General features: G+C 67.6%; 1 protein-coding gene. It reads right to left on the bottom strand.

Features of this window, described 5'->3' with window-relative positions:
* Window positions 1-7 precede the first annotated feature (7 nt).
* Window positions 8-19,447: a filamentous hemagglutinin N-terminal domain-containing protein gene (locus ACQ66H_RS18750; protein ID WP_430435275.1), complete on the bottom strand. Its 19,440-nt coding sequence runs from the start codon at window positions 19,445-19,447 to the stop codon at window positions 8-10.
* Window positions 19,448-19,630 lie beyond the last annotated feature (183 nt).

Genomic DNA, 19,630 nt, shown 5'->3' with positions numbered 1-19,630 from the left:
GGACTCCTTAACGGCACTGCAGGCGGCTGGCGCGGAAGTCGCGCAGCGGCTGGTCGAATTGCGGGCCCGATGCGGTGGCGATGTCGCTCAGTGCATCCACGCTTGCGACATTGATCGGTGCGCTGACCTGCGGCGGCGTCGCCGGTAGCACGATGCGCGGCGGCTGGAACACTTCCGGCAGCAGCGTGGTGGCGATCACCTGAACCTGCGGCTGCGTCACGGCCGGTTCCGAGGTGACGGCGAAACTGATGTTGAACACGGCCGTGCCGCTGCCCAGGCTCAGCGTGAAGCGGGCGCTGTCAGTGCCGTTGAAGCCAGCGTTCGCCGTGTAGATCCAGCCCGCCGCTTCGCCACTGACCGTGCCGTTCTGCGGCAGACCGGTCAGCACGGCGCCCGAGCGCAGACTGAAACTGAATGGCGTGCCACCCTGCGCGGCGTAACTGCGGTTGATCACCGGCTGCGAGGTCGGGGAGAAGCTCAGCGTGCCGGCGCCGCCGATGCGGTCGAAGATGTCCGGTGGCAGGTCGCCGCCCAGTTCCATCGTCGCGTCGGCACCGATGACGAAGCTGCCGGCGCCGGTATTCGCGATGCCGCCGGTCAGGCCCAGATTGCCCGAACTGGCGCTCACTTCACCGAAGTTGGACAGCAGCACGCCGATGTTCGAGCTGCCGCCACCCACCGTACCTTCGAGCGTGCCACGGTTCACCAGACTGCCGCTGCCGCCGACCGCGGCGTTGCTGCCGACCCCGAGCGACGCGCCTGTGGCGACGATGAGTTGCGCGCCGCCGCTCATGTTGACCCGGGTGCCGGCATCGATCAGGCCGCTGTCGGCAATGGTCAGGCGCGCGCCGGCGAGGTTGAGCGATGCGCCGTCGAGCAGCGCATCGCCATTGACGATGACACTGCGGCCGGCGCCGCCGATCGAACCAGAGGTCCAGACGAGGTTCTCGGCAACGGTCAGCGTACCGGTGCCGCCGATGTTGCCGGCCACGGCGAGCGAACCGAAGCTGGCGTTGCTGTTGAAATTGACGAGCGTGTTGCCGCTGACGCGTGTAGTGCCGCCGACCGAATAGACGCCATTGACGTTGAACAGGCCGCCGGAGAAAGCGGTGAATTCGACGTCGCCGGCACCGGTGATTGACGAACCGGGGCCGAAGTCGCGGAAGGCATCGCGGAAGCGCAGCGTGGCGCCGGCGTCAACCGTATAGTCGCCGCTGTCGGCGCGGGGACCCGACAGATCGGTGTCGTGAGCGAGCACCGACAGGGTGCCGCTGCGTACCTGCACGTCGCCGTCGTTCGCGAAGATCATGCCGCCGCCGCTGCCGAACTCGACCGTGCGGTTGGCGTTGACGACGATGCTGCCGGTGTTGTTCAGCCGTGTCGTCGTCAGATTGCCGCCGCTACCCGGCAGCACGTTCAGCGTGCCGCTGTTGGTGAACAGATTTCCGGTCAGCGCCCCACCGGCGTAGTTCAGCGTACCGGCGTTGTTCAGTGCGTCACCGAAGTTCAGCGTGCCGCCGGTCAACGACAAGGTTCCGCCATTCAGGATCGTGGTCGGCGCATTCAGCGTGCCACCGGTCAGCGTCAGCGAGTTGGCGTCACCTATGGTCAGCCCGGCCAGCGTAAGGGCCGGGTTCGCGTTCAGCACGACGTTGGCGCCGCCAGCAAGGTTGATGAACACCAGGTCGTTCAGGCCCGGCAGCGCGTCACCAGTCCAGTTCGCCGCGTCCATCCAGTTCGACGTGCCGCCGCCGCCGTCCCAGCAGATGCCTCCACAGCTGATCAACATGTAGCGGAGGTTCAGACGGTTGGCCGAAGTGGCAAGGGTATAGTCGGCCGGCAGGCGCTGCGTGGTGAAGCGGCCGATCAGGCCGCCATCGGCCTGGACGATGTTGGTGTTGACGCCCACGCGGCTGTAGCCGCCCGCTTCGCTGACCTCGAGCGTGCCGGCGAGGGTGGCCGTGCCGCCGACCTGCAGGCGCCCGGTCGTTCCGAAGCCGATGCGGGACACCAGCGTGGCTCCGGCGCCCTGCTCGTAATTGCCGCTGAGTTCCAGCGCGCCGGCGTAAAGGTCGATCGTACCGGCGTTCTGCAGCGAGGCGGCCAAAACGGAAGAGCCGTCCAGCCGCTTCTCCAGCGTGCCGCTGTTGCGAATGAGCAGGCTGCCCGGCGCATTCCAGGCCACGTCGGCAACCTGGCCGAGAGCGGTGCCGGCGCTGCCCATTTCGAGCAGACCCGCGTTGTCTATCGTATTGTCGCCGTGCAGGTGGATGTTGTTCACCAGCGACAGCCTGCCCTGGTTGTTCAGCGCGATGCCCGACAGGTCAGCGTACTGCTGGCCTCCGACATTGAGCGACGCGCCGCTGGCGATCGTGACATTGCGCGGCATGGACGGCGTCTGGACGTAGAGCGGACCTACAGCGGCGTCGTATCCGTTCACGATGCCGTTGGCCAGCACGCCGTCGGCGATGGTCGATCCGCTGCCGGTGAAGGTGAGCGTGCCGGTACCGCCGAGCACCGAATAGTTCGCCAGGTCCCCAGCGACCCAGTCCATGTCAAGCCGGTTCAGACGAGTGCTGCCGTTGAAGTTCAGCACGCCGCCGCGCACAGTCAGCGTGTTGGCGAAGTTGAGCGCCTGGGCGAAGTCGGCGCGGCCGGCGTTGATGCGCGTGGTGCCGGTGTCGGCGACGGTGTAGCTGCCACTGACGTTTACCTGTGCGCCGGAGAACTCGACCGTGCCCGCACCGTCGATGTCGCTGCCCGCCCCCAGCGTGCGCCGGCCAGCGCCGAAGGCCAGCGTCGCGTTGTTGGTGTAGCGGCCGGTGTCGGTGGCGCGGTCGGCGTTCGACACGCGGATGTCCAGACGGCCGCCATTGACCTGCACCGAGCCGAGATTGTCGAAGCTGTAGTTGCCTTCCAGCCGCTGCTCACCTCCGCCACCCTTGATCAAGGTGCCGGCATTGACGAAGCGCGACAGCGGGCCGCTGTGGGTTCCTAGCGCGAGCGCGTTGCCGTCGGACAGGTCGATCACCCCGTCTGCTTCGTTGATCAGCGCCCCGCCATCGCCGTCGCTGGTCGAATAGAAGTGCAGCAGTGCGCCGCTGGCCAGACGCAAGGTGCCGCTGTTGTGCCAGTCCACGCTAATGCCGAAACCCAGTCCGCCGGAGCCGGTGGCGGTGGTGAGTCCGGCCGTGGTGAAGATGCCCGCACCGTCGAGGTCGGCTTGGTCGCGCCAGTCGAACGTGTCGCTGACGGTGAGGCTGCCATTGGTGCGCAGGGTCACGCCCTCGCCGCCGGAGAGCGCGAGCCGGCTGACCGTCACGTTGCCGTCGAACTGGCTGAAGCCGCCGCTCTGACGGAGGCCGGCGAAGCTTGCCTGACCGCCGACGTTGAGCGTGCCGCCGCTCAGCACCAGGTCGCCCGCCACCGCGGACGCGACGCTGCCGTTAGCGGATTGGCCGGTGATGGTAAGCGCACCGCCGGTGATGGTGAGTGCGCTGCCGGCGACCGTGTTGAGCCCCGCGATGCGCTGGTCGCCCCCGGTCAGCATGACCTGGCCACCGCTGGCCAGGCTGATGAATACGAGATCGTTCAGGCCGGGCAGCACATTGCCGGTCCAGTTCGCGGCATCGGTCCAAAGATTGGTGCCTGCGCCGCCGTCCCAGCAGATGCCGCCGCAGGCGATGGCATTGAAGCTGAGGCGCAGCGCGTTGGCGCTCTGTGTGCTCGTGTAGCCGGCGTCCGGCAGGGTCACCGTGGCGAAGCTGCTGCTCACGCCGGCGCCGGTGGTGATCAGGTCGATGGCCACTGTTTCGCGAACGTAGCCCGGCGCTTCCGATACGACCAGTGCGCCGCCGAGCGTCGCGCTGCCGCTGACCGCGAGCTGGTCGTACTCGCCGGCGGCGTTGCCGCCGATGGCCATCAGCAACTGGCCGCCGCTGCCCTGCACGTAGTTGCCGGTCACCCGCATCGTGCCGTGCGTGTAGACGCCATTGAACAGATCGCCGATGCGCATCGTGCCGTCGTTGCGCAAGGTGTTGCCCGCGCCGACGTCCACCGTGCCGAAGCCTTCGATCAGGCCGCTGGCGGCGTTGGTGAAACCGCCGATCCGGCGCAGCGTCGCACCGCTGTCTATGAAGCTGCTGCCGTTATGCGTGAGACTGCCGCCGAATTCGAGCAGGGCGCCGGCGACCACGTCGAGACGACCGTTATGCACGAAGGTGCCGCCGCCCGGCGCACCGGAATAGCCGATGCCGAAGCGCAGGCTGCCGCTCTCCACCATGATGTCGCCGTCGTTGATCACGTTGGCGTAGTTCGCGGTGCCGCCGGGGATGCCGAGGGTGCCGATGCTGGTTTCGCCGCCGCCGCTCTTGCGGATGGTGCCGCTGGCGAGGTTGTTCAGCGTCAGCGTGCCGACGCCGACCGAGCGGTCGCCGAAGCTGAAGTTGCCGGTGATGTCGACCAGCCCCGCGTTGTTGACGCGGGCGTTGCCGACGACGTCGATGTGGCCTTCCTGCCAGGCCAGCGTGCCGAAGTTGCTCAGCGATCCGGCGCCGAAGCGCTTGTAGCTGGTGCCCTGTACGTCGTCGCTGCCGGTGGTGCTGAGGGTCAGCGTAGCGCCGTTGGCGACGACGAGGTTGCCGGTCAGCGTGCCGCGCGTCCAGCCGCTCTGTCCGGTGAGTGTGGCGCTGCCGCTGCCGGCGAAGGTGCCGCCGTTCCAGTTGTAGCGACCGATGGCCGACGCTGCGTTCACCGTTAGTGTGCCGCCGGTCTGCGTAAGGTTCGCCGCCTGGAAGCCGGCCTGGGCAATCACCTGGCCGTTGCCGGCCAGTTCGAGATTGGCGATCGAGGTCGGCGCGGTCATCGTGAAGCGGGCCGAGTCCTGCACGCGCACGGTGAAGCTGCCGTCGGCAATCGCCGCTGCAGTTGACGCCGCGGTGGCCATGGCCGAGTCGATGAACTCGATGCGACCGCCGCCGTCGAACTGGCCGGTCGCATCGAGCAGGTAGCTGGCGCTGCCGCCATATCGCACGGTCGCACCGAGCGCGACGTCGATGACGCCGGCGTTGGCCGCGCCGCCGGTCAGCGTCATCGACCCGCTCGCGTTGCGGACGGTCGCGCCCTGGCGGATGTCAACGCGTCGGGTCGAACTGCGCGTGCCGGCGGCGTATTCGAAGGTCGAGCCGGCGGCGAAGATGGAACTGCCGCTGCCGACCATGTCGCCGCCGGTCCAGCTCGAACCGGTGCCGGTGAAGGTGACCGCGCCCGAGCCGCCGAAGCTGCCCGAGGACAGCAGCAGGCGGGCGATCGAGGTCTGCGCGTTGGCGGTGAAGCTGCCACCGCCGATCGTCAGATCGCCGGCCAGCGTTGACACCGCCTGACCGTTCGCGCCGCCGCTGACCGTCAGCGTGCCGCCGCTGATCGTCAGCGTGTTGCCGGCGGTCGTCGTGAGCGACGAGATGGTGTGCGCGCCGCCGGTGAGCTGCACATTGACGCCGTTTTCGAGATCGATGAACACGAGGTCGGTGATGCCCGGCAGCAGATCGGTGGTCCAGTTCGCGGCGTCCGTCCACAGCAGCGTACCGGCGCCGCCATCCCAGCAGACGCCGCCGCAGATCGCGCCAGCGTAGCTCAGCACGTGACGGTTGCCGACCGTCAGCGTGCTGTAGCCGGACGGCAGCGTGACGCTGGCGAAGCTGCCGCTCAGTGTGTTGGCGCTGACGATGTCGGTCTGCAGCGCAGTCGGCTGGTAGCCGGCCAGTTGGGTGACAGCCAGCGTGCCACCCAGCGTGGCCGCGCCACTGACGATCAGTGCGTCGGTGCCGGCACTGCCGCGCTCGATCTGCAGTGTGCCGTCGGCGGCCTGCACATACTGCCCGGTGATGCGCAGCGTGCCGATGCTGTTCGCGCCGCCCGGCGCGACGACGCCTCGATTCAGCAGACCGGTGCTGCCGACGATCAGCGAGCCGTGGCCGGCGATGGTGCCGGTGCTGGTCAGTGCGCTGCCACTGGTGCTGAAGCTCGTGCCGGACAGCAGTTGCAGCACACCCGGGTTGTTCGTGAAGCCGTCGGCCATGACAGCGCCCTGTGCCACGGTGAAGCTGCCGGTGTTGATGAAGCGGATCGGGCTCCAGAAGTTGAAGGTGCCGTTGCCCTGTTTCACCAGCGTGCCGGCATTGACGAAACTGCCGGCGCTGCCGCTCTGATACCACGCGCCGGCGTTGGTATTGCTGGCCGTATCGATGTACAGCGTCGCGCCGGCGGCATTCGTGAAGGTGGCGTTGCCGCCGAGATAGAAGTAGCCGCCCGGCTTGTAGAGGCTGCTGTTGCCCGAGGCGTTGGTATGTACCATCGAGCGGCCGTCCAGGCCAAAGGAGCTGTTGCCGGAAATCTGGAGTACGCCACTCACGGTCAGCGTGCCACTGCCGCTGACATCGCCGCCGGTCCATTCATAGCGCCCCGACAGCTCATTGCTGCCGCTGCCTGCAAGATGGCCACCGCTCTGACGTACGGTGATGCCGAGGTCGAGGCCATCGGCCAGCATCAGCGTACCGCCGCTGATCACCAGCGGACCGCTGCCGGAGAAGGTTGCCGTCGCGGTCGCGTTGGCCGTGACAGTGGTGCCGGGCGCGGTGACGATTTCAAGGCTGCCGGCGCCGCTGATGACATGGCTGCCGGCGAGCAGGTGGGCCGGTGAGCCCGTGCTGGTCACGCCCAGCGTGACCCGCCCCTGTTCGATCTGCAGCGTGCCGCTCTGCGTCAGCGCCACCAGACCGAAGCTGCCGAAGTCGAGGCGGCCGCTGCCCGACTTGATCAGCGTGCCGGTATTCACGAAGCTGCCCGCGCTGCCGGCGTCGTGGTCGATGTACATGACGCTGCCGCTGCCGGCCACGTCCAGCCGCAGTACGCCGCTGTTACGGAACACGGCGCCGTTCTCCAGATTGAAGCCGCTGGCCGATGTGTTGGCGATGCGGCTGGCGCCGCTCGAATTGACGTGGTCGAGCAATGTGCCGTCGCGCAGATAGACCGTCGTGTTGCCGGTCTGCAGGAAGCGGCCACGTTGCGTCAGCGTACCGCCACCGTTGATCGTGCCGCCGGTCCAGCTCAGGTCGCCGGTCACCTCGGCGGTGTTTGCGCTGCCGATGGACAGCGTGCCGCCGCTCAGTTCGAGGTCGGTTGCGACCGTCGTGCCATGGCCCAGTACCAGCGTACCGCTGCCGACGGCCAGAACGCCGCCGCCATTGAAGGCGAAGCCGCTGGCGGTGGTCGTGCTCCCGGCGCGCACCAGAACGCGTGCATTGTCGGCGATCGTCATGCTGCCGCCGAGCGCGATCGATGTTCCACCGAACTCTACCGTGCCGGCATTCACCGCGAAGCTGCCGTTCTGGTCGAAGGCGAGTGAGCCGTAACTGCCGAAATCCACGCGACCTTCGCCGCTCTTCACCAAGGTGCCGGCGTTCTCGAAGCGACCTCCGCTGCCCGAGTCGTGGTCAATGTACATGATGCTGCCGGCGCCGGCGGTATCCAGCGTCAGCACGCCGGTATTGCGGAAAACGGCACCATTCTCGACGTTGAAACCGCTGCTCGACGCATTGGCGATGCGGCTTTCGCCGGCTGTGTTCGTGTGCAGCATCTGCAGGCCGTCGCGCAGATAGACCGTGGTGTTGCCGCTCTGAATGAATGCGCCATTCAGCGTCAGTGTCCCTGCGGTGACCAGATCGGCTGCCCGCACGGTGCCGCTGTTCCAGACGAAGTCGTCGTTCATCGTCGCCGAACCGGTCAGCGACAGCGTGCCGGATGCCTGCGTGTAGGCCACGTCGATGCGGGCGCCATCGGCCAGCGTCAACGTACCGCCCTCGTTCAGAAGCTGACCGTCACCGGCGAAGCGCGCGGTGGCGCTGATCGTGCTGGAGTGCGAACTGGTGAGCTGCAGCGCGGTACCGTCGGCCAGTGTGGTGTTGCCGGACAGCAGATGGCCGCTGCCGCCCTGGACGATGATGCTGCCCTGCTGGAGGTTGAGCTGACCGGCCTGCTGCAGGCGGGTCGGGTTGTAGATGTAGAGGGCGCCGCCGCCGGTCTTGTTCAGCGTGCCCTGGTTGTGCAAGGTCCCGCCTGCGCCGCTGCTGTAGTAGGTGCCGAAGTTGCCGCCGCTGGTATCCACCGTCAGCACGGCGCCAGCGGCATTGCGCAGTTCGCTGCTTCCGCTCAGGTAGAAATAGCCGCCGGTCTTGGCGATGCGGCTGTTGCCGCTGGCATTGGTGTGTACCAGCGTCGTGTCGTTCAGTCCGAAGGAATTGCTGCCGCCACCGATGTCCAGAACGCCCGACAGCGTCAGCGTACCGCCACCGCCGATGTTGCCGCCGGTCCAGTCGAAGTCGCCGCTTGCTGCGGTCGCGCCGGCAACGTTCAGGGTGCCGCCGCTGAGCGCGATGTCGGAACTCACGCTGCTCAGGTTCAGGTTCAAGGTGCCCGACACCACCTCTATCCGCGTCTGTCCCTGGTCGGCGTTCAGATTGGCGGTGTGGCCAGCCACCCGCAGCAGAGACGAGGGCAGCGCGAGTGCCGCGTTGTAGTTCACCGTGCCGCCGCGGATGTCGATTGCGTCGAACGCCAGCCCGGCGCCAGCGAAGGTGCTGGTGCCGTTGTTCTGCACGAAGCTGGCGATGTGACCGGATGTGTTCGCCATGAAAGCACTGCTGCTGTTCAGCGTCACCGCGTTGAGATCGAGCGGTCCCTGCGTGATCAGCTGTCCGCTGCCGTTGAGCGTGAGGTTGCCGGCGATCGCGGTTTCGCCGACCACCGTCAGCGAGCCGCCGCTGATGGTCAGGTGTTCCTGCGAAATCAGCTCGCCGACGGTCCAGGTGCCGGACGAGAGGGTGACCGTGGGCGTGTAGCCGACGCGGTCGATGAGCACCGACATCGACGCGCTGTTCGGGGCGAAGCCGAGCGACCAGTTGGTGCCGGTGCTCCAGTCACCGTTGCTGTTGGACACCCACTCGTTCACCTCTCCCGGCAGCGCCTCGCCGGTGGCCAGCAGATAGGTGCCGACACCGTAGAAACTGTCGTAGCCGAAGCCCGCGGGCACGTTCAGCGCGGCGAACACCGAAGTACCCGAACGCGTGGTGTAGCGGATGAGCGGGAAGGCTTCGCTGCTGTCCGGCGTGAAGCCGTTCGTATGGGCGACCTGCAGCGTGCCGCCGAAGGTCAGCGTGCCATTGACGTCGAGCGCGCCGTGCCCGGTCCCGCGTTCGACGCCGCCGATGTCGAAGCGCAGCGTTCCGCTCGCCGTCAGTACCAGATTGCCGGTGAGGTTCAGCACGCCGTCCTCGGCGAATATCGTGCCGGAGTTGGTCAGCGTGCGTCCGCTGGCGTCAACGTTTCCGGCGCCGCGCAGCAGGCCGGTATTGATGAAGCTGTCGCCGGCGTGGAAGCGGCCGCCGGCGAGGTGCAGCGTGCCGGCGTTGGTCCACACGTCGGACGAATTCCAGCTGTTCAGCGAGATTTCCTTGCCGGCACTTCCCGCAACGATGGTGCCGTTGTTGACGCCGCCGTTGCCGAAGTAGATGTAGCCGCCGTTGGGTCCGGAGACGGTGACGCCACTGCCGAGGGTGAGGGCGGTGGTGTAGCCGATGACGTTGTTGGCGCGCACGGCGTTGTGCGACCCGCCGAAGAGGATGGAACCGTTGCCGTTGATGGACCACGCGCCGGCGGTGCCGCGCAGATAGGTCGAGCTGCCGCTGGAGGCGAGGGTGATTTCGGCGTTGTCCAGCGTGAGGGCACCGACGACGCGCACGTCGCCGTTGTCGGCGATGGTCATGCGACCGCTGTTGGCCACGCCGGCGACATTGGCCAGCGTGACGTTGGAGAGCACGGCGTAGGGAGATCCGCCGAAGGCGGTGCCGGAGATGCCGGCGTAGCCGGTGTTCAGCGCGCCACCGTCGGCGTTGTTGATGCGTACGGTGCCACCGGAGATGAGGCCGGTGGAGGTGGAGTTGCCACCGATGTTGAGGGTGCCTGTGGCGCCGTTGAGCAGCAGCGTGCTGCCGGTGTTGTTGAGCACGCCGACGAGGTTGAGGGTGCCGCGGTCGGCATCGGCGGGGCGGATCAGGGTGTTGAAGGACGCGGTATTGAAGGAGCCGGCGAGGAACATCGTGCCAGCGTCCAGTCGCAGCGATCCCGAGCTGGACCAGGTGTCGTTGATGGAGAGGATGCCGCCGTTGGCGCGCAGGGTACCGGCGTTGGACCATGCGTCGGAGGCGTTCCAGCCATTGACCTCGATGTTCTTGCCGGCGGTGTCGGCGGAGATGGTGCCGTTGTTGACGCCGCCGTTGCCGAAGTAGACGTAGCCGCCATTGGGGCCGGCGACGGTGACGCCACTACCGAGGGTGAGGGCGGTGGTGTAGCCGATGACGTTGTTGGCGCGCACGGCGTTGTGCGACCCGCCGAAGAGGATGGAACCGTTGCCGTTGATGGACCACGCGCCGGCGGTGCCGCGCAGATAGGTCGAGCTGCCGCTGGAGGCGAGGGTGATTTCGGCGTTGTCCAGCGTGAGGGCACCGACGACGCGCACGTCGCCGTTGTCGGCGATGGTCATGCGACCGCTGTTGGCCACGCCGGCGACATTGGCCAGCGTGACGTTGGAGAGCACGGCGTAGGGAGATCCGCCGAAGGCGGTGCCGGAGATGCCGGCGTAGCCGGTGTTCAGCGCGCCGCCGTCGGCGTTGTTGATGCGTACGGTGCCACCGGAGATGAGGCCGGTGGAGGTGGAGTTGCCACCGATGTTGAGGGTGCCTGTGGCGCCGTTGAGCAGCAGCGTGCTGCCGGTGTTGTTGAGCACGCCGACGAGGTTGAGGGTGCCGCGGTCGGCATCGGCGGGGCGGATCAGGGTGTTGAAGGACGCGGTATTGAAGGAGCCGGCGAGGAACATCGTGCCAGCGTCCAGTCGCAGCGATCCCGAGCTGGACCAGGTGTCGTTGATGGAGAGGATGCCGCCGTTGGCGCGCAGGGTACCGGCGTTGGACCATGCGTCGGAGGCGTTCCAGCCATTGACCTCGATGTTCTTGCCGGCGGTGTCGGCGGAGATGGTGCCGTTGTTGACGCCGCCGTTGCCGAAGTAGACGTAGCCGCCATTGGGGCCGGCGACGGTGACGCCACTACCGAGGGTGAGGGCGGTGGTGTAGCCGATGACGTTGTTGGCGCGCACGGCGTTGTGCGACCCGCCGAAGAGGATGGAGCCGTTGCCGTTGATGGACCACGCGCCGGCGGTGCCGCGCAGATAGGTCGAGCTGCCGCTGGAGGCGAGGGTGATTTCGGCGTTGTCCAGCGTGAGGGCACCGACGACGCGCACGTCGCCGTTGTCGGCGATGGTCATGCGGCCGCTGTTGGCCACGCCGGCGACATTGGCCAGCGTGACGTTGGAGAGCACGGCATAGGGTGATCCGCCGAAGGCGGTGCCGGAGATGCCGGCGTAGCCGGTGTTCAGCGCGCCGCCGTCGGCGTTGTTGATGCGCACGGTGCCACCGGAGATGAGGCCGGTGGAGGTGGAGTTGCCGCCGATGTTGAGGGTGCCGGTGGCACCGTTGAGCAGCAGGGTGCTGCCGGCGTTGTTGAGCACGCCGACGAGGTTGAGCGTTCCGCGGTCGGCATCGGCGGGGCGGACCAGGGTGTTGAAGGACGCGGTGTTGAAGGAGCCGGCGAGGAACATCGTGCCGGCGTCCAGTCGCAGTGATCCCGAGCTGGACCAGGTGTCGTTGATGGAGAGGATGCCGCCGTTGGCGCGCAGGGTACCGGCGTTGGACCATGCGTCGGAGGCGTTCCAGCCATTGACCTCGATGTTCTTGCCGGCGGTGTCGGCGGAGATGGTTCCGTTGTTGACGCCGCCGTTGCCGAAGTAGATGTATCCGCCGTTGGGACCGGAGACGGTGACGCCGCTGCCGAGGGTGAGGGCGGTGGTGTAGCCGATGACGTTGTTGGCGCGCACGGCGTTGTGCGACCCGCCGAAGAGGATGGAGCCGTTGCCGTTGATGGACCACGCGCCGGCGGTGCCGCGCAGATAGGTCGAGCTGCCGCTGGAGGCGAGGGTGATCTCGGCGTTGTCCAGCGTGAGGGCACCGACGACGCGCACGTCGCCGTTGTCGGCAATCAGCACCTTGCCGGCGTCCGCGCTATTGCCCGAACGGGACAGCGTGACGTTGTTCAGCGTGCCGCCGGTCGCTCTCAATTGCGTGCCGATCATCAACTGCAGTGCGCTCAGCGTGCCGCCACTCATCACGCTGCCGCTGCCGCCGGTGATGAGGCGACCCCCGGAAATGGTGCCGCCGCTCAGCGTCAGGGCGCCGGTTTCCAGCTGGGTGCCGATGTTCAGCGTGCCGCCCGACACGGTCAGACGGCCGTTGATGACCGAATCGTCCACGAGCGTCAGCGTGCTGCCGCTGACGACGATGTTCTCGTTCGAATACAGGCTGTTGACGGCGAAGGTGCTGGCCGGTGAGGTGCTGCGTACGGTAATGGTCAGGTCGCCTGCCTGATCGATCACCACGTCGTTCTGTGCGCCCGGAATGAAGCCGCCAGCCCAGTTCGATGCGATGTCCCAGAAGCCTGAGGACTGCGCTATCCAGGTGCTGGCGATGCTGCCGGTGGCGAAGCTGATGGCGTTCGAGAAACTGGTGGCGGTGAGGCCCAGTGTGCCGCTGTCCACCGTGTCGAACGTCCCGCTGAGGCAGCCGTCGGCGCCGCAGGACAGCACGGTGTAGCGATCCTGCGCGCCGAAGCTCAGGCCGGCGGATGGCGCCAGGCGCAGGTCGCCGTCGAGTGCGGCGTTGCCGCTGACGACCAGGTGGTCCTGCTCAGCGGCGAGCGTACCCAGCACGTCGGCTTCGATGATGCCGCTGGCGGTCTGCGCATAGTGGCCGGTAAGGGTCAGCGTACCGGCGCTGCCGTCGCCGCCCGGGCGCAGCGTGCCGGCGTTGGTCAGCGTGGCGCTGCCGAGATTGATCGTGCCGCTGCCCTGGACGACACCGTCATTCTGCAAGGCGCCAGCGATCAGCGTGGCGCCGTTGAACACGTCCAGCGTGCCGGCGTTGACCGGGAAGGCGCTGGCGGTGAGCACGCCTTCCTCGACCCGCAGCGTGCCACTATTGGTCAGCGGCATTGCCAGTGTTACGGCGGCAGTACCGGTCTTGCGCAGCAGACCGGCGTTGTCGATGCGCCCGCTGCCACTGAAGGTGAAGCCGGTGCCGCCGACGACCTCGAACTCGCCGGATGCGAGCACGGACAGGCGGCCGCCGTCCTGGATCTGCAGACCGCTGGTGCCCGAGGTCGTCCGCGTGGTACCGGCGATTTCCAGCGTCCGTGACATCGTCTTGGCGCTGGTGGTGAGGAAACGGCTGCTGCCATTGAGGCGCGTGATGCCGCTGCCGCCCATGGTGCCGCTGCTCCAGTCGAATCCGGTGTTCACGCTCAGCGTGCCGACTCCGTTGATGAAGCCTGAGGTGAAACTCAGCATGCCCGCGCCATTGATCGCGCTGTTGCCGCTGGTGCTCAGCGTCGCGCCGGACAGTTCGAACAGACCGCTGGAGATGCTGGCCGATTCGCCGCTGTTCAGCGTCAGCAGGCCGGAGTCCGCACGCACGCGCGCATTGCCGGTGGACGAGAACACGGCGCCGGCGATGCTGCTGCCCGCCGTATTGCCGTAGATCGACAGCACGCCGCTGCCGGCGGTGAAATTGCCGCGCAGGTCGAGGTAGCGGATGTAGGAGACGCCGCTGCCGGCGGACTTCGATACGGTGCCGAGGGCGACGATGCCGCCGCTGCCACCATTGCTGGTCGAGCGCTGGATCAGCACGTCGTCGCCGAGATTGAGCGTATGGCCGGCCGCGATTTCAAGGGTTCGGTTGAGTGTGCGCGTCGCATTGCCGCTCAGGCTGGCCGAGGTGGCCAGACGCGTGGTGCCGCTGCCGGACATGGTGCCGCCGGTCCAGTCGAAACCCGACGCGATGGTCAGCGTACCAGCGCCGTCCAGCGTGCCTGCCACCTGGCGGAAGGTGCCACTGCCGACGATGGACGCATTGCCAGCGGTGGACAGCGTGGCGCCGTGCAACTCGAGGTTGCCCGATGCGAACGTCGTGGTCTGACCGTTGGTCAGCGTGAACAGGCCCGAGTCGAGGCGCAGCGAACCGCTGCCGCTGGTCGAGAATGCCGCGTTGCCGAGGCTGGTACCCTGCGTGTTGCCGGTCAGTGACAGGATGCCGCTGCTGGCAGACAGGTTGCCGCGGATGTCGAGGTAGTTCACCGACGCCGTACCGCTGCCGGCGGATTTCGTGAACAGGCCGAGCGCAACGATGCCACCACTGCCCCCGCTGCTGGTCGAGCGGTTCAACGCGACGCCGTCACCGACTGCCAGCGTGCGGCCGGCCGCAATCTCCAGCGTGCGGTTGAGGGTTCGCGTACCGCTGCCGGACAGCGTCACGTCGCGCAGCAGGCGGGTGGTGCCGCTGCCGCTCATCGATCCGCCCCCGGTCCAGTCGAAGGCCGACGCGATCGACAGCACCGCGCTGCCGGCCAAGTTACCGCCACCCGACAGCAGCAGGCGGCCGTCGCCGGTGAAGGCGCTGTCGGTATCGACGCTCACCATGCCCGAATCGAGGTGCAGCCGTCCTTCGCCATTGAGATCGAAGCTGCCTGCCAGGCGGTTGCCGACATTGCCGTCGGCCCGCAGCGTCAGTTCGGTACCGGCGCCGAGCACGATGTCGCCGTCGGCATCGGCGCTGAACAGCGCGCTGCCGCCGCTGCCCGACGCCAGATAGATGAGACCGTTGCTGGCGGAAGTGCCCAGCGCGCCGCCAGCGGCGACGTGCAGATGACCGCCATTGTTCAACTGCAGGTAATAGCCGCTGGTATTGCCGAAGGCCAGACTGCCGGTGACGTCGAGCCGGCGCCCGAGGTATTTGTAGGCGCTGGTGTTGTCTATCGTGCCGCTGCCGCCGACGGTGGTTGTGCCGCTGCCGGTCATCGTGCCGCCGGCCCAGGTGAAGGCGCCACCGATGTTGACGTTGCCGCTGCCGCCGAGCGTGCCGCCTTCCATGCGGAAGGCGGAATCGATAGTCAGTGCGTGATTGGCGTTGAAGGTTGCGCCACCGCTGAGGCGCAGTCGGCCGCTGCCGTCGAAGCGGCTGGCGGCGCCGGTGCCGATCACGCCGGAATCGAGGTGCAGATCGCCGCTGCCGCCCAGTTCGAAGCTGCCGGAGATGCGGTTGCCGCTGTTGCCGTCGCTGCGCAGCGTCATGTCGAAGCCGCTTGCCGCATCAAGGCGCGCGCCGTCGTCGGCGCTGAAGGTGGCGGTGCCGCCGCTGCCCGCCGCCATGTAGATCAGGCCGCTGGCAGCCGTGGTGAACAGGCGCCCAGTGGCGCCAAGATGCAGCGTGCCGCCGTTGTTGATCTGCAGGTAGTAGCCGTTGCTGTTGCCGAATTCGAGGTTGCCGGCGATGACCAGGCGACGCGACAGGTATTTGTAGGCGGAAGTGTTGTCGATGACCGTCGTACCGCTGACCGTGGTCGTGCCGCTGCCTGCCAGCGTACCGCCGGCCCAAGTCATCGGACCGCTGATCAGCAGATTGCCGCTGCCGGCCAGCGTGCCGCCCTCGAAGCGGAACTGCGTCGAAATCGTCGAGGCGTGATCGATGTTCAGGGTCGTGCCACCGCTGATGCGCAACAGGCCGGTGCCACCGAAAGTGGTGGGGGCGGCCGTCGTGAATAGGCCGGAATCGATGTGCAGCGCGCCGGCGCCGTCGAGCAGGTACTGCCCGCCCAGCGTGTTGCCGGCGTTGCCGTCGCTGCGCAGCGTGAGCATGGTGCCGGTGCCGACCGTGATGGCCGAACCGGCGGCGGCTGAAAAGGCTGCGTTGCCGCCGCTGCCGGCCTGCATGTAGATGAGACCGCTGCTGCTGGTCGATAGTCGTCCACCGCTGGCCAGATGGAGTGCGCCGCCGTTCTCGATGCGCAGGTCGTAGCCGGTCGAATTGCCGAAGGTGAGATTGCCGGACACTTCGATCCTGCGGCTTACGTATTTGTAGGCCGAAGTGTTGTCGATGACGGCATCGCCGGTCAGGAAGGTGGTGCCGCTGCCGCCGAAGCGGCCGCCACGCCAGTCGAAATCGCTGGCGATCGTCAGCACGCCGCTGCCGTTGATCGTCGCGCCACCGCTCATGCGCAAGCTGCCGTCACCGCCGAAGATCGTGGTGCCGTCAACATTGAGCGCACCGCTGTCCAGGTGCAGCACGCCGGCGCCGTCGAGATCGAAGGTGCCCGACAGCTGGTTGCCGCTGCTGCTGTCGCTGCGCAGTGTCAGCAAGGTGCCGTCGGCCACCGCGATGCGACCGCCCGCATCGGCGCTCATGACGGCCGTGCCGCCGGTACCGGCCTGCATGTAGATGAAGCCGTTCGTCGTGCCGGTGGCGAGTGTGCCGGTCGAGCCGATGTGCAGATGTCCGTCGTTGCCGACGCGCAGGTCATAGCCGGTCGGATTGTCCAGCGTCAGCGTGCCGTCGATGCGCAGCGTGCGCTGCAGGTAGCGGTAGGCGTTGCTGTTGTCGATCAGGCCGTTGCCGCTCAGCACCGTGCTGCCGCTGCCGTCCATGCTGCCGCCACGCCAGTCGAACAGCGTACCGAGCGTGAGTACGTGGCTGCCGCCGATCACGCCGGAGTTCGCTAGACGCAGTGAGCCACTGCCGCTGAAGGTCGTATCGGCGCCGGTGTTGATGCGCCCTGCCGCCAGCAGCAGCACGCCGTTGCCGATGGTGGTGAAGTTGCCGGCGATGAGGTTGCCCGCGCTGTTGTCGGACGACAGGCTGAACGTGGTGCCGTCGCCCAGACTCAGGCTGGCGCCGCTTTCCGCACTGAACGTGGCGGTGCCGGCCGACGCGGCCAGACGCAGGAAGCCGTTGGCACCCGCGGTACCGACGCTGCCGCCCGCACTGATGTTCAGCCGCCCGCCATCGCGCACGTAAAGGTCGTAACCGGCGCTGTTGGCGAATTCGAGCTGGCCGGTGACGTCGAGCCGGCGATCGAGGTAGCGGTAGGCGGCGCTGTCGTCGATCAGGCCGCTGCCGGTCAGCGTGGTCGTGGCGCCACTCAGCATCTGGCCGCCTTGCCACAGCAGGTCGCCCAGCGTCAGCGCGGCATTGCCGCCGAGGTTGGCCGCCAGCGTCAGGCGCCCGCTGATCGACGAGGCGCCGCCGTTGAAGGTGAGCGTGCCCGATGTCGCGCTGTAGTCGCCGTCGATATACGTGCCATCGGCCGCGTTGAAGGTGACGCCGCCCGTGACGGTGCCGGCTTCGATGTCGATGCCGGCGCCCGAGTCGTAGCTGCTGCCGCGCAGGTCCACGGTCGAACTGCCGCCGGCGCGGATCAGGATGCCGCCGTTTGCCGCCCGCAGCACCGGCAGGACGATGTCGGCGCGCTGGTCGCCGACTGCGCTGCCATTGCTGTAGCCGGTCTGCATCGTGATGCTGCCGTCGCCCTGGGTGACGACGCGCAGGCCGGCGCCGTGCCAGCCGCCGGTGACCAGGTCGATGCCGGCGCTGGCGCCGCCTTCTCCCGCGCCGAGGTTGCGCGTTTCGATCAGCAGGCTGCTGCCTTCGGCCAGCGTGAGCTGGCCCGACGTTTCGCCGGCGGCGTTGCCGCTGCCGGTGTAGCTGAACTGTGAGGTGCCCACCGTCACCGAACGTTGAGCGCGCAGGATGATGTCGGTGGTCTTGCTCTGTTCCTCGATTTCGCTTTCGTAGATCACCGTCGGGCCCAGCGCCTCGGCGGTGAGGGTGCCTGGTGCGCCGCCGTTGAAGCTCAGGCTGCCATCGTTCGATCCGTCGCCGCTGCCACCCTGGATCACCATCGCCAGCGGGTCGAGCAGCAGCACGCCGTTGCGACCACGCGCCGCCGAGGTGTCGGTACGCCCGCGATAGAGCAGGGCGACCTTGCCGGATACTTCGACCTGACCACCGTTGCCGCCATTGCGACCACCGCGTGCCCAGATGTTGCCGTGGAAGGCGGTGGCCTGATCGGCCCACACGACCACCTTGCCGCCATCGCCCTCGAACAGCGCGTCGGCCAGCAGGCGAGCGCCGCTGCCGATCCAGCTTACTTGGGCGTTGCGCACCTGCGGATTGGCGCCCTGCCAGTCGCCGCCGACCAGCACCGAGCCGCCGCCGGTGTCGCCCGAAGCGTCCAGCGTGGCTGTGCCGCCGACCAGTACGGTGTCCGCGGTGATTTCGATTTGGCCGCCCTTGCCGGCGGCTTCGCTTGTCGCCGCGACCGGTGCCGGGCCGGACCCGGTTGCGGGCAGTTCGATGTCCTCGGCCGTGCTTGTCGGGGCAGGTGCAGGAGCGGGAGCGGCGGGCAGCGTGCCCGTGGCGCGCAGCGTGCCGTCGGCGCTTGCCTTCTGCGTAGCCGCGATATCGATGCGGCCGCCCTGGGTGCCGCTGGCGTCGACCAGCGCACCGGCCTCGACCTTCACCTCCGGTGCGGCGATGTCGATGTCGCCGCCGGCGCCGTCGGCGGTCTTCGCCGTCGTCTCCGATTGAGCGGTCAGCGTGACCGACTTCGATCCGCGCAACACGATGCGGCCGTCGGCGGTGCGGTGCGCACCGGTGGCGCTGATCTTACCGGCCTGCGTCAGCGCCGCACCGAACATGCCGACGTTGCCACCACGGGCGATCAGCTGACCGAGGTTGATCGCCTCGCCGCCTGCTTCGACCCGCACCCGCAGTGCGGGCTGATGCGGGTCGGCGATTTCCACGCTCTTGCCGGCGGCGAGCACGATGTCGCCGTTGTCGGCGGTGATCAGGCCGGTGTTCTCGATGTCGGTGGCGATCAGCAGCAAAGGGCCGCCGGTGGCTTTCAGCGTGCCCTCGTTGCGCAGCTTGCCCGCCGCGCCTTCGGCTTTGAACTTCAGCCGCCCGGCGGTGAAGTCCTCGTTGCTGATGTTCAGCGTCGAGGCGACCAGCCCCGCGGTGTTGACCTTGGCGCCGGCGCCGAACAGCACGCCATTCGGGTTGATCAGGAACACGCGCCCGTTGGCGATCAGATTGCCCAGTATCTGCGACGGATCCTGCCCGACCACGCGGTTGAGTACGGTGGCGGTCGAATGCGGCTGGATGAAGCGGGTGGTTTCACCCGGCTGGATCGAGAACTGCTTCCAATTGATGATGGCGCGGTCGCTGGCCGTGATGTTCAGCGTGCTGCCCTGGGTCTGGATGCCGACCTGGCCCTGAACAATCTGGTGCCCGGTCGGATTGGCGATGACCAGACCGGGCAGCGCTGCCGCCATGGCCGCAACCAGACGGCGCAGCGCGCGACCGCCGCTGTTCTTGCCGCGCGCACAGGTTTCTTCCGGCACCGGCACGTAGCTGCGGTGTTCGTCGGAGTAAACCAGTCTGTAGCGACCCTTGTTCATTTCGGCCTCAAGTTCTTTTGAAACGGGCCGTAAACAGGATGCGGGTATGTTCGCAACGCAAAGTCCGGTGCCCGTGATGCAGCTGCTTCGTGTCGCGCAGACAGACGTTGCATGCGCGAATTTTTCGCGATTCGGGGTGTTTCGCCGGAACCGGCCGCGCGCCACCGGGAGGTGGCCTTCAGG

It is taken from the genome of Methyloversatilis sp. (assembly GCF_965284615.1).
Classification (GTDB): domain Bacteria; phylum Pseudomonadota; class Gammaproteobacteria; order Burkholderiales; family Rhodocyclaceae; genus Methyloversatilis.
The sequence above is the reverse complement of the archived record's forward strand: the minus strand, read 5'-3'. Positions and strand labels throughout refer to the sequence as shown.